Source organism: Streptomyces endophyticus, from assembly GCF_035798155.1.
Lineage (GTDB): Bacteria > Actinomycetota > Actinomycetes > Streptomycetales > Streptomycetaceae > Streptomyces > Streptomyces endophyticus.
The window spans coordinates 1-12,902 of record NZ_JAOZYC010000171.1 but is presented as its reverse complement, the minus strand read 5'-3'; the positions used below and the strand labels follow the sequence as shown (position 1 = coordinate 12,902).

General features: G+C 69.1%; 10 protein-coding genes, 1 tRNA gene and 1 pseudogene. 3 read left to right on the top strand and 9 right to left on the bottom strand.

Going from position 1 to position 12,902, the window contains the following annotated elements; genetic code table 11:
• Positions 1–36: 36 nt before the first annotated feature.
• Positions 37–585 (top strand): helix-turn-helix domain-containing protein, encoded by a 549-nt coding sequence (locus OKJ99_RS35215; RefSeq protein ID WP_326022331.1) that lies wholly within the window; start codon positions 37–39, stop codon positions 583–585.
• A gap of 54 nt (positions 586–639) precedes the next feature.
• Positions 640–2,346, top strand: a complete 1,707-nt coding sequence (locus OKJ99_RS35210; protein ID WP_326022330.1) for a protein kinase domain-containing protein — start codon at positions 640–642, stop codon at positions 2,344–2,346.
• A gap of 57 nt (positions 2,347–2,403) precedes the next feature.
• Here the strand turns inward: OKJ99_RS35210 and OKJ99_RS35205 are convergent, their stop codons facing one another.
• The gene (locus tag OKJ99_RS35205) at positions 2,404–3,909 is read right to left on the bottom strand and encodes a hypothetical protein (protein ID WP_326022329.1); all 1,506 of its coding nucleotides are present in this window, start codon (positions 3,907–3,909) and stop codon (positions 2,404–2,406) included.
• Between the two features lie 148 nt (positions 3,910–4,057).
• Positions 4,058–4,186 (bottom strand): DLW-39 family protein, encoded by a 129-nt coding sequence (locus OKJ99_RS35200; RefSeq protein WP_003999697.1) that lies wholly within the window; start codon positions 4,184–4,186, stop codon positions 4,058–4,060.
• 251 nt (positions 4,187–4,437) lie between these two features.
• Here OKJ99_RS35200 and OKJ99_RS35195 point away from each other — a divergent pair, with 251 nt between their 5' ends.
• Positions 4,438–4,770 carry a DUF6344 domain-containing protein gene (locus tag OKJ99_RS35195; RefSeq protein ID WP_326022328.1) on the top strand — a complete coding sequence of 111 codons (333 nt, stop codon included), beginning with the start codon at positions 4,438–4,440 and terminating at the stop codon, positions 4,768–4,770.
• 345 nt (positions 4,771–5,115) lie between these two features.
• Here the strand turns inward: OKJ99_RS35195 and OKJ99_RS35190 are convergent.
• The 7 genes and pseudogenes from OKJ99_RS35190 to OKJ99_RS35160 form a co-directional block, all read right to left on the bottom strand.
• Positions 5,116–5,189 (bottom strand) — tRNA-Ile (locus OKJ99_RS35190).
• A 131-nt stretch (positions 5,190–5,320) separates the two neighbouring features.
• Complete coding sequence (locus OKJ99_RS35185; RefSeq protein ID WP_326022327.1) at positions 5,321–6,010, bottom strand: DUF3566 domain-containing protein; 690 nt, start codon at positions 6,008–6,010, stop codon at positions 5,321–5,323.
• Between the two features lie 18 nt (positions 6,011–6,028).
• Positions 6,029–8,656 (bottom strand): DNA gyrase subunit A, encoded by a 2,628-nt coding sequence (gyrA, locus tag OKJ99_RS35180; protein ID WP_326022326.1) that lies wholly within the window; start codon positions 8,654–8,656, stop codon positions 6,029–6,031.
• A 41-nt stretch (positions 8,657–8,697) separates the two neighbouring features.
• A complete protein-coding gene (gyrB, locus tag OKJ99_RS35175) occupies positions 8,698–10,746 on the bottom strand; it encodes a DNA topoisomerase (ATP-hydrolyzing) subunit B (protein WP_326022325.1) in 2,049 nt (682 codons plus the stop codon).
• Between the two features lie 299 nt (positions 10,747–11,045).
• Positions 11,046–11,606: a DUF721 domain-containing protein gene (locus tag OKJ99_RS35170; RefSeq protein ID WP_326022324.1), complete on the bottom strand. Its 561-nt coding sequence runs from the start codon at positions 11,604–11,606 to the stop codon at positions 11,046–11,048.
• Positions 11,603–12,727, bottom strand: coding sequence for a DNA replication/repair protein RecF (recF, locus tag OKJ99_RS35165; protein WP_326022323.1), 1,125 nt, complete (start codon positions 12,725–12,727; stop codon positions 11,603–11,605). Before recF ends, OKJ99_RS35170 begins: the two co-directional genes overlap by 4 nt.
• A gap of 55 nt (positions 12,728–12,782) precedes the next feature.
• Positions 12,783–12,902 (bottom strand): annotated as a pseudogene (locus tag OKJ99_RS35160) (6-phosphogluconate dehydrogenase); the annotation flags it as partial.

Below are 12,902 nucleotides of genomic sequence, written 5' to 3'. Positions count from 1 at the left end.
GAAGGACCGTACTTGGGGAAGCGATGGGGAGACGCAATGGACGCCGCACAGCAAGAAGCCACCGCAAGAGCCAGGGAGCTCCAGCGGAACTGGTACGGGGAGCCGCTGGGGGCGCTCTTCCGTCGGCTGATCGAGGATCTGGGGCTCAACCAGGCCCGCCTCGCGGGAGTGCTCGGGCTTTCCGCCCCCATGCTGTCGCAGCTGATGAGTGGTCAGCGCGCGAAGATCGGCAACCCTGCCGTGGTGCAGCGCGTGCAGCTGCTGCAGTCCCTCGCGGGACAGGTGGCCGACGGCAGCGTCAGCGCGGCCGAGGCCACCGAGCGGATGGACGAGATCAAGAAGTCGCAGGGTGGTTCGGTGCTCACCAACACCGGGCAGGCGTCGAACAGTTCGGGCGCGCCGACGGTGAAGCGCGTGGTGCGTGAGATCCAGTCGCTGCTGCGCTCCGTCTCCGCCGCCAGCGACATCATCGAGGCCGCGGACACCCTCGCCCCCAGCCACCCCGAACTGGCAGAGTTCCTCCGGGTGTACGGCGCGGGGCGCACCTCCGACGCGGTCGCCCACTACCAGTCGCACCAGAGCTGACCCCGGCCCGGCGCGGCTCCGTGTCCGGCTCCGGGAGGGGAGCGACGCTCGACCATGGGTGAGGTCTTCGCCGGCCGGTACGAACTGGCCGATCCGATCGGCCGCGGGGGAGTGGGCGCGGTCTGGCGCGCCTGGGACCACCGGCGCCGCCGCTATGTGGCGGCGAAGGTTCTGCAGCAGTCCGACGCCCACACCCTGCTGCGCTTCGTGCGGGAGCAGGCGCTTCGCATCGACCATCCGCACGTCCTGGCCCCGGCCAGCTGGGCCGCGGACGACGACAAGGTCCTGTTCACCATGGACCTGGTCTCCGGCGGTTCGCTCGTCCATCTCGTCGCGGACTACGGGCCGCTGCCGCCCCAGTTCGCCTGCCTCCTGCTCGACCAACTCCTCTCCGGGCTCGCCGCCGTGCACGCCGAAGGCGTGGTGCACCGCGACATCAAGCCCGCCAACCTGCTGCTGGAGGCCACCGGTACCGGGCTGCCGCATCTGCGCGTGTCCGACTTCGGCATCGCGATGCGCAAGGGCGAGCCCCGCCTGACGGAGGCGGACTATGTGGTGGGCACGCCGGGGTACTTCGCTCCCGAGCAGGAGATGGGCGCGGAGCCGGACTTCCCCGCGGATCTCTTCGCCGCGGGGCTCGTCGCGCTCTATCTCCTCGAGGGCGCCAGGCCGGACTCCAAGGCGCTGATCGAACACTTCGAGGAACACGGCACCCCGCGGGCTCCGCAGGGCGTGCCCGGCCCGCTGTGGGGCGTCCTCGCCGGGCTGCTGCAGCCCGATCCCGATACGCGGTTCCGCACCGCGACCGGCGCCCGCAAAGCGCTCCTCGCCGCCGTCGAACTCCTCCCGGAGCCGGGCCCCGACGACGAGTTGATCGAAGTCTTCGACCAACTCGGCCCTCTCCCCCCGGGCTTCGGCCCCGGCGGCCCAGCGGTACGGGGCCGCCGGGCCCGGCCGGTGAGTGGGGCGGGGACGCCGATGCGCGAGGCAGGTACCCCGGCGAGCGGGGCCGAAGCGGCGGGTCACGGAGCCACCCCTTCCCCGCACGGGGCGGGGACGCCGATACACGAGCAATCGACGGCAGGACGCGGCGCCGACTCCCCGACTCACGGGGCGGGCCCGGCTGCGGTTGGGCAGGACGCGGGTCCGGCTGGCCAGGGCACGAGTCCGGGTGGGCAGGGCACGGGTCCGGCCGGGCAGGGCACGGGTCCAGTTGGGCAGAGCGCGGGATCCGCGAGCCCGGGGGCCGACACGGGCACATCGCTGCCGCATGTTCCGCCACCACCTACCAACACCCCGCTCCCGCCGCGGCCTTCGGCACCGCCCGAGGCCTTGGCGTCCCCCACGCCCCCCACGCCCGCGGCGCCACCAGTACCCCCGGCCCCCCGGATGCCTCCCGTTCCCTTGCCCGAGATGCCCTCTGCGCCACCAACTGGCCTCACCCCGCCGCCGATCAGCCGCACCCCGCCACCAGCCACGCACACCCCGCCACCGCACAACCCGGAACCGACGCCCGCCCCGGAACCCGACCCCGTACCCGATCCCACTCCGGAACCGGCCGCCGAACCATCGCTTCTCGCCCCTCACCCCTCCGCCCCCTCCCCGCTCAACCCTTCCCAGGCCCGTCACTCTCTGTACGCATCCGACGACGGAGAAGTTCCCCGGCCCCGGCCAGGACCACCCGTGAGGGTGACGGTCCCGGTATTGCTCCTGGCCCTGGCCTGCTTCGCGGTGGGCATCTGGGCACTGACCCGCCCCTGACCTGACCTGACCGGCCCTGACCGGTCAGGTCGGGGGCGCGACCGGAGCCCGCCCCGCTCAGCCCTGCGCCCGCCGCACCTTCCGCACGGCGACGACCCGCCACGCCCCCAGCCACAGCACCAGCGCACTCCCGGTCCCGACCCCGGCCACCCCCACCAACGTCATCAGGTCACTCCCCGGCGACGTAGCGGACGAAGCCACCGCGCCACCGGAAGCCCCACCACGCCCACTCACAGAACCAGAACCAGAACCAGAACCAGAGCCGGCGTCAGCATCCGGACCAGACCCCGAACCGGTGCCAGAGCCCGTGCCCGATTCGGACCTGGAGCCAGAACCCGAGCCCGCCCCGAAGTCCCACTCCGCCCCGCCTTCCCCTCGCTCGGCGGCCGCCAGATCCGCGTCCTTCACCTGGAACTCCCCCGGATCCCGCACATAGTCGGGCGCCTGCTTCGCCGCCCCGTCGACGGCCACCCGCAACGTCATCCCGAGGCCCCCGGCCTTCCCCACCATCGCCGGGTTGAGCGTGACCTTGAGCCAGTACCAGCCGGCGAGCCCCATCGCCGCCTCGTCCTCGCGCGACAGCAGACGGTTCCCGTACGCCACGGGCGGCAGCGGGTCGAACGCGGCCGACGTCGTGCCACCCGAGTACGTGGCGCCCTTCGTCGCGACCGGCGCCCGCGCGGGGTTGTACAGCTCCATGTCGAGCGCCCCCGGCACCACTCCCCGCCGGGCACCGCCATCCGCCGAACCGTCCAAGTCGGCGCCGAGCGAGAGTTGTTGTCCCCAGTCCACCGGCACCCGATAGAAGTGGCTCTGCCCCGGCCCGATCCGGTCCTTCCAGGCGCCGGACGTCAGCGCCCTCGCATCGTTGAACCCGGTGCCCCCGCTGCGCCGCGCACCCACACCCGACGGCAGCGCCGCCGGCTCCGAAGGCCAGGACCGCGCCCCCGCGCCGGGGACGGCGGACACGAGGCCCGGCTCGGTGGCCACCCGCAGTTCGAGCCCCCAGTCCCGCTCGCTGGATCCGGCGGCCGCCGCCCGCTCCACGACCACGTAGTACGTCCCCGCCGCCTGGCACCGCAGCCCTCCCGGACGTACGGGACGCTCGACCGCCACAGCGATCGGCCGCGGATAGGAGCCGGAGCGGAACGTCGCACGCTCCGCGTCGCACTGATTTCCCTGGCCGTCCCGCAGCGACACCGCGATGCCGTCCGCGGCCGCCGCCTTCACGCCCGAGCCGAGCGGCGGGACGGCCACGACCGAGGCGTACGCGGTGGCGGCCCCGTCCAGCTCGACACGGTAGTAGGAGGTGACGCCGTCCCCCGCCGCGAGTGAACTCCGGTAGGTCTCACCTGTCTTGAGCTGCGCCGCCGTCGCGCCACTGCGCGCCCCGTCGACCGTCCGGGCGCCTTCGGCGAAGTCATACGGATTGCCGTTCCCCGCCGCCGTCGCCGCCCCCGGCAGCGCCAGTACCAGGGCCGCGCACAGCCCCGCCCCGGCAGCGCCCCTCGCCGGGACCCGGCCGCGCCGCCCCTTCCCCAGCCGCCTCAGGAGTCTCCCCATGGACGGTCATCCTGCCGTTCCCCTGCGCACGGTGTCCCGCGTGCGACGGATTCCCGCCATGCCATCGCATACGTAAAGGCGCCACGGACAGCACAAAGCCCCGGCCGCTGCTGCGACCGGGGCCCTATGAAGAGACTGTTGTCGATACTCACGAACCCGTGGGCACGGAGTCAGTCGCCTCCGTCCACAGATCCTGCTCGGCGCGATCCGCCTGGATCTGGCGGTACACGAGGAGCCCGCCGATGGCGGCCAGTGCGACCAGGAGAAGCTTCTTCACCGCGCGACCTCGTCTTTCCTTGGCGTAGGGGACTTCTGGCGCCCGACTATACACACCGACCGATACCGATCGGTGACCTGGATCCACCTCAACTCGGCCCCTGAAGACCGCAGTAGAAACGGCCGTTTGCGCCCATCCGAGTGGTGTTCATCTGAATATCGACGCCCCGCGAGCGTCGGTCCCGCACTCCCGGGCCCCCATCCACATCATGAGGAAAGTAAGCAAATCGCCCAACCTGAAAGCGAGGGGCCATGACCAAGCAGAAGGTCATGACGCTGTGGACCGTCATCATCTCCACATTCATCGCGCTCTTCTCGGCGCTCGGACTCATCTCCCCGGCCACCGCGGCCACTCCGGTTCAGCAGACGGAGAAGACCCAGACCGCGGCGGTCAGCACCCCCGCCCCTGCGGCGGTCCGCCCGTACTGGTCGCTCAAGCGGTCCCTGCCACCGACGATGAAGCAGCGCATCCGGGCCGAGGCCCACGGTTCCTCCCCGAGCGCCCGCCACCGCCCGCCGGCCGACACCGAGCAGCGCAACGCCGACAGCCACCTGGCGTCCGAGACCCTCACCTCGCAGCAGTAGACCGCACCACGCAGCAGAAGCAGCAGGACAGCACGAAACAGACGAAACAGACGGAACAGCAGGAACAGCAGGAACAGCAGTAGAGACGGAACAGCCGGGCGGCCAACGCCCGGACAGGCACTGCCGCACAACAGCGACACACAGCAGCGCCACGCAACAGCGCCACACAACAAAGACGCACAGCAGAGACGCACAACAGCAGCGCCCAACAGAAGAGCAGGACTGTCGAACGAGGCCCCAGCCATCCCCTACGGCTGCGCGGGCCCATCGGCATGTCCGCCCACCGCCCCGCACTGCGCACAGCAGAAGACCCCCAAGCGATTCCGCTTGAGGGTCCTCGTGATGTGGGGCTAACAGGATTTGAACCTGTGGCCTCATCCTTATCAGGGATGCGCTCTAACCAACTGAGCTATAGCCCCGCCGCGCTCTGCGGTGTGTGTCCCGCGCGCTGACTCCTGAAGATTAGCGCACTGGGGGGCCAGTCCCAAAATCGATAGTCCTGGCCCGCCCACCAGCGGGTCTTTCAACCCTCAGCAAGCCGGGGGAACGCTCACTCGTCCTCAGCGAGCGTGAGCTCGATGCCGCCGACGAAGCCCGCGGAGAGGTTGTAGATGAACGCGCCGAGCGTCGCCAGGGCCGTGGCCAGCACGACGTCGATGACGGCGATGACCGTCGTGAACATCAGGACGCGCGGCAGCGACAGGAACGACTGCAGGTCGAAGCCATTGGACTCGTTCGAGCCCGTGGCCTCGGAGATCGTCCCGCCGACCGTGGAGAAGACCCCCATGGCGTCCATGACCATCCACAGCACGGCGGCCGCGATGATCGTGCAGATGCCGAGCGCGATGGAGAGCAGGAAGCTGACCTTCATCACGGACCACGGGTCCGCCTTGGCGACCCGCAGACGGGCCTTGCGCGTACGCGGGGTGGTGCGCGCCCCGGTGCGCGGCCTGCGGGTCGCGTCCGGAGCGTTCTGGTACGCCTGCGGCGGGTGATACGGCTGGGCCGGCTGCTGCGGCCTCTCGCCCGGCAGGGCACCGCCGCCACCGGCCGCGTACTGCTGGGTCTGCGGACCTCGGGTGTCCGTCACAGTTCCCCCCTGGGATCCATGAGACTCGTTCGAGTCGGTCGAGTCGGTAGCGCCTTTGACGTCATCGACGTCATGAGCGGAGCCACGGCCGCTCTCGGTTTCCGTACCGGTGGATGTCCCGGTAGAGCCTGCGCCCGTGGCTCCGCTCACGATGACTCACTCCTCGCGCTACTCGGCCGAGGACGCTCCGCCCTCGTCCGTTCCGACGGCCGTCTCGCCCACGGTGGAATCGTCGAACTCGGCACCGTCCGCGTCCTGCGCGACGTCACCATCGACTTCCTCCGCCTCACGGCCGGCCTCGGCGTTACGAGCGATGCCGACGACGGCATCGCGCTTGCCCAGGTTGATCAGTTGGACGCCCATGGTGTCACGGCCCGTCTCCCTGACCTCGTTGACTCGCGTGCGAATCACACCGCCGGACAGCGTGATGGCGAGGATCTCGTCGGTCTCCTCGACCACCAGGGCGCTGACGAGCTCTCCGCGGTCCTCCACGATCCTGGCGGCCTTGATACCGAGGCCGCCGCGACCCTGGACGCGGTACTCGTCCACGTTGGTCCGCTTTGCGTACCCACCGTCGGTGGCGGTGAACACGAACGTACCGGCACGGACGACATTCATCGAGAGCAGTTCGTCTTCCTCGCGGAAGCTCATGCCCTTGACGCCCGAGGTGGCACGCCCCATGGGACGCAGCGCCTCGTCCGTGGCGGTGAACCGGATGGACTGCGCCTTCTTACTGACGAGCAGCAGATCGTCCTCGGACGAGACCAGCTCGGCGCCGATCAGCTCGTCGTCCGAACCATCCGGCGCTTCCCGAAGGTTGATGGCGATGACACCGCCGGAGCGCGGCGAGTCGTAGTCCTTGAGCGGCGTCTTCTTTACAAGGCCCGCCTTCGTGGCGAGGACCAGGTAGGGCACGGCTTCGTAGTCGCGGATCGCGAGGATCTCGGCGATCGACTCGTCCGGCTGGAAGGCGAGCAGGTTCGCGACATGCTGGCCACGCGCGTCCCGCCCGGCGTCCGGGAGTTCGTACGCCTTCGCGCGGTAGACGCGTCCCTTGTTGGTGAAGAAGAGCAGCCAGTGGTGCGTCGTCGACACGAAGAAGTGGTCGACGATGTCGTCTTCCTTGAGCTTCGTGCCGCGTACGCCCTTGCCGCCGCGCTTCTGGGAGCGGTAGTCGTCGGTCTTGGTGCGCTTGACGTAACCGCCACGCGAAATGGTGACGACGATGTCCTCTTCGGCGATGAGGTCCTCGACGGACATGTCGCCTTCGAAGGGCACCAGCTTGGAGCGCCGATCGTCGCCGAACTTGTCGACGATCGCCTGCAGCTCCTCGCTGATGATCTGCCGCTGCCGCTCGGGCGAGGCCAGGATCGCGTTGTACTCGTTGATCTTCAGCTGGAGCTCGTCGTGCTCCTGGACGATCTTCTGGCGCTCCAGGGCGGCCAGTCGGCGCAGCTGCATCTCGAGGATGGCGTTCGCCTGGATCTCGTCGATCTCCAGGAGCTCCATGAGGCCCCCGCGAGCGACGTCGACGGTGTCACTGCGCCGGATGAGCGCGATGACCTCGTCGATGGCGTCCAGGGCCTTCAGGAGGCCACGCAGAATGTGCGCGCGCTCCTCGGCCTTGCGCAGGCGGAACTTCGTCCTGCGGACGATGACCTCGACCTGGTGCGCCACCCAGTGGCGGATGAACGCGTCGAGCGAGAGCGTGCGCGGCACGCCGTCGACGAGCGCCAGCATGTTGGCGCCGAAGTTCGTCTGCAGGTCGGTGTGCTTGTACAGGTTGTTCAGGACGACCTTGGCGACGGCGTCGCGCTTCAGGACGATGACCAGGCGCTGGCCCGTACGGGACGACGTCTCGTCGCGGACGTCCGCGATGCCGCCGACCTTGCCGTCCTTCACGAGGTCGGCGATCTTCTGCGCGAGGTTGTCCGGATTGACCTGGTAGGGCAGCTCCGTGACGACCAGGCACTGGCGGTTCTGGATCTCCTCGACCGCGATGACCGCGCGCATCGTGATGGAGCCGCGACCGGTGCGGTAGGCCTCCTCGATGCCCTTACGGCCCACTACGAGGGCGCCGGTCGGGAAATCGGGGCCCTTGATGCGCTCAATGAGCGCGTCAAGGAGCTCCTCGTGCGAGGCCTCCGGGTTCTCCAGGCACCACTGGGCGCCGGCGGCGACCTCGCGCAGGTTGTGCGGCGGGATGTTGGTCGCCATGCCGACCGCGATACCGGCCGAGCCGTTGATCAGCAGGTTCGGGAAGCGGGCCGGCAGGACGGTGGGCTCCTGGGAGCGGCCGTCGTAGTTGTCCGTGAAGTCGACGGTGTCCTCGTCGATGTCACGGACCATCTCCATGGACAGCGGCGCCATCTTGCACTCGGTGTAGCGCATGGCGGCCGCGGGGTCGTTGCCCGGAGAGCCGAAGTTTCCGTTGGAGTCCACCAGCGGCATGCGCATCGACCACGGCTGGGCCAGGCGGACCAGGGCGTCGTAGATCGAGGAGTCGCCGTGCGGGTGGTAGTTACCCATGACGTCGCCGACGACGCGGGCGCACTTGTAGAAGCCCTTCTCGGGCCGGTATCCGCCGTCGTACATGGCGTACAGGACGCGGCGGTGGACGGGCTTGAGGCCGTCGCGTACGTCGGGCAGCGCGCGGGACACGATGACGGACATCGCGTAGTCCAGGTAGGAGCGCTGCATCTCGGTCTCGAGCCCGACGGGCTCGATGCGCATCGCGATGGCGCTGCCGTCCTCGTTCTCCGAAGGCGGCGGGGTGGGGGTGTTCTCGTCGGCCATTGCTGGTCAAGATCCTTTCTGCGCGGTCAGCTGAGACCGACTCAGATGTCGAGGAAGCGGACGTCCTTGGCGTTGCGCTGGATGAACGAGCGACGGGCCTCGACGTCCTCGCCCATGAGGACCGAGAACAGGTCGTCGGCCTGGGCGGCGTCATCCAGGGTGACCTGGCCGAGCACGCGGTGCTCCTGGTCCATGGTCGTGATGCGCAGCTCCTCGGCGTTCATCTCACCGAGACCCTTGAAGCGCTGGACCGAGTCGTCCCGGATCCGCTTGCCCGCCTGCCTGCCCATCTCGATCAGGGCGTCGCGCTCACGGTCCGAGTACGCGTACTCGAAGTCCTCACGGCCCCACTTGATCTTGTAGAGCGGCGGGCGCGACAGGAACACGTGGCCGGCTTCGACGAGCGGCCGCATGAAGCGGAACAGGAAGGTCAGCAGCAGGGTGTTGATGTGCTGGCCGTCGACGTCGGCGTCCGCCATCAGGATGATCTTGTGATAGCGGAGCTTCTCGATGTCGAAGTCCTCGTGGACTCCGGTGCCGAAGGCCGAGATCAGCGCCTGGATCTCCTGGTTCTGAAGGATCTTGTCGATCCGCGACTTCTCGACGTTGAGGATCTTTCCTCGGATCGGGAGGATCGCCTGGTACTGCGGGTTACGGCCGGACTTGGCCGAGCCGCCGGCGGAGTCACCCTCGACGATGAAGATCTCGCACTTGACGGGGTCGTTCGACTGGCAGTCGGAGAGCTTGCCCGGCAGGGACGCGGTCTCCAGGAGGCCCTTGCGACGGGTCAGGTCACGGGCCTTACGGGCCGCCACGCGCGCGGTGGCCGCCTGGATGGACTTACGGATGATGTCCGTGGCCTCGACAGGGTTCCGGTCGAGCCAGTCCTGGAGGTGCTCGTAGACGACCTTCTGGACGAAGGTCTTCGCCTCCGTGTTGCCCAGCTTGGTCTTGGTCTGGCCCTCGAACTGGGGCTCGCTCAGCTTGATCGAGATGATCGCCGTCAGACCCTCGCGGATGTCGTCACCCGTGAGGTTGTCGTCCCTCTCGCGCAGCAGCTTCTTGTCGCGCGCGTACCGGTTGATGAGGCCGGTCAGCGCGGACCGGAAGCCCTCTTCGTGCGTGCCGCCCTCGTGCGTGTGGATCACGTTGGCGAAGGAGTAGACGCCCTCGCTGTAGCTGGTGTTCCACTGCATCGCGACCTCGATGGAAAGGAGCTTGTCCTTGTCCTCGGCCTCGATGTCGATCACGGAGGGGTGAACGACCTCTCCCTTGCGGGAGTTCAGGTACTTCACGAAGTCGACGATGCCGCCTTCGTAGTGGTACGACACCGACCGCGGCTCGAAGGCGGTGTCGTCGCCCGCCTCGTTCGTGTCCGCTCCGGCCGTGGCCTTCGCCGTGTCGCGCTCGTCCGTGAGGTTGATCCTCAGGCCCTTGTTGAGGAAGGCCATCTCCTGGAAGCGCCGCGACAGCGTCTCGAAGGAGTACTCGGTGGTCTCGAAGATGTCGCCGTCGGCCCAGAAGGTGACCGAGGTGCCGGTCTCCTCGGTGGCCTCGTGCTTCGCCAGCGGCGCCGTCGGAACGCCGGCCTTGTACTCCTGCGTCCAGCGGTAGCCCTCGGTCCTGATGTCGACGGAGACCTTCGTGGACAGCGCGTTCACGACGGAGACGCCCACACCGTGCAGACCACCGGAGACGGCGTATCCGCCGCCTCCGAACTTGCCGCCCGCGTGCAGGACGGTGAGGACGACCTCGACTGCGGGCTTCCCCTCTGAGGGGATGATGCCCACGGGGATGCCACGGCCGTTGTCGACGACGCGGACGCCGCCGTCGGGCAGGATCGTGACGTCGATCGTGTCCGCGTGGCCCGCCAGGGCCTCGTCGACGGAGTTGTCCACGACCTCCTGCACCATGTGGTGAAGGCCACGCTCACCGGTCGAGCCGATGTACATGCCGGGTCGCTTGCGGACCGCGTCCAGCCCTTCGAGGACGGTGATCGCACTGGCGTCGTACGAGGCCTCTGTGGCCCCGACGTGCTCTTCGGCGTCGGTGGACGGGATGTTCTCGTTGGGGTTGCCGGAATCGGCCACGAAGCGCCCTTTCTGGCACAGCACAAGCCAAGCTCCCGGTTGGTGGCCGGAGCGGCTGCGGCGTGTTTGTTCGGTAAGCCCTGATCAGCGTTGCTCGGTGCGTCCCACAAGTGGGGCGGGAATGCCTCTCAGTGTACCGGTAGCTCGGACATAGATGGGGGTTTGGCGGTGCCTGAGTCCTCACGTGCCGCCCTCAACCGGTCTCGGCCGACTCCCCCTATGCGGTGCGGGGCTCCAAGAGGCTCACAGCGGCACTCAGCGCTTCGAGGTGTGAACCACCAGCTACGGCGGCCGATCGCTCACCCGTAGGTGTCGCCGGGACCCTTGCTTCCGGGGGCTCGCAAGGGGCCGTAGCGGCGCGGGCCGCCGCCGGGATTCTTGATGTCGATGCGCCGCACGGCGCCGTGCCCGAGATCCTCGTTCAACCGTCTGACCAGCTGCGGAGCCAGCATCCGCACCTGCGTCGCCCAGGCCGTCGAATCGCACTGCACCACCAGGACCCGCTCGTCCTCGTCGTACTTCTGCGGAACGCAGTGCTTGGCGAGATCCTCGCCGACGATCTGCGGCCAGCGCCCCATGACGCCGCCGACCGCGGCCGGCGTCTCCCAGCCGCGCTCGGTGATCAGCCGGTTGATGGCGGACCCGAGACCCATCGGATCCCGCCCGTCGGAGCGCGCCCCGGACCTCAGACCGCCGCCGCGCCGCGCCTGCTTCTTCTGCTGCGCGGAGTCACCACGCGCGCGTGCCGCCTCTTTCGCCGCGCGTAGGGCGACACGGGCCAGGTCGACACCAGAAGGCTCGGGATCGCCTTTTGGTTCCCGTGGATCCTTCGCACCTTCGGGGGAATCGCCGACACTCACAGTCGCTCCACCGTTCCGTCCGACACCGCGTAGCGGGTGCCTGCCAGCACGCCCGGTACGTCGTCGTCGACGGCGGCCGTGACGAGAACCTGCTCACCGGGCGCCACGAGCTCCGCCAGGCGCTCCCTGCGGCGCGCGTCCAGCTCGGCGAAGACGTCGTCAAGGACGAGCACCGGCTCGTTCCCCTCGGCCCGCAGCAGGTCGTACGAGGCCAGGCGCAGCGCCAGTGCGTACGACCAGGACTCGCCGTGGCTCGCGTAGCCCTTGGCGGGCAGCTGGCCGAGCTTGAGGACCAGTTCGTCGCGGTGCGGGCCGACCAGCGTGACGCCCCGCTCGATCTCCTGCTTGCGCGCCCCTTCGAGGGCGACAAGAAGTTGCTCGTAGAGCTCCTCACGCGCGTGCCCGACGATTTCGGCGGACGAGGGCTTGTACTCCAGGGCGATCGGCCCGCCGCCGGGCGCCAGCTGTTCGTACGCCTTGTCGGCCAGTGGCTGCAGTGTCGCGATCAGGTCGAGCCGCTGCGCGAGGAGTTCCGCGCCCGCGCGCGCGAGGTGCTGGTCCCACACGTCGAGCGTGGACAGGTCCATGGAGCGCCCGCCGTGCCGCCGCGCGAGCGCCGCGGTCTTCAGGAGCGTGTTGCGCTGCTTCAGGACACGGTCGTAATCGGAGCGCACGCCCGCCATCCGGGGCGAGCGCGCTGTGACCAGCTCGTCGAGGAAGCGCCGGCGCTCGCCGGGGTCGCCCTTCACCAGGGCCAGGTCCTCGGGCGCGAACAGCACCGTCCGTACGATCCCCAGCACGTCACGCGGCTTAACCTGCGATGACCTGTTGATCCTGGCGCGGTTCGCCTTGCCCGGGTTCAGCTCCAGCTCGACGAGTTGCTGGCGCTCCCCCTGCCGTACCTGCGCCCGGATCACAGCGCGCTCGGCGCCCATGCGCACCAGCGGAGCGTCCGAGGAGACGCGGTGGCTGCCGAGCGTGGCGAGGTAGCCGACGGCCTCGACGATGTTCGTCTTGCCCTGCCCGTTCGGGCCCACGAACGCGGTGACGCCCGGGTCGAGAGGGACCTCGACCCGGGCGTACGAGCGGAAGTCGGCCAGTGACAGATGCGTGACGTGCATGGTCGTGGGCCGACCTCCCCCAGAGTTCTGAACAGCGGTTTTCTACAGGTGTGGATTACTTCTTCTCGACGGCGTGGCCGCCGAACTGGTTGCGCAGTGCCGCGATCATCTTCATCTGCGGCGAGTCCTCCTGGCGGGAGGAGAAGCGGGCGAAGAGCGACGCGGTGATCGCGGG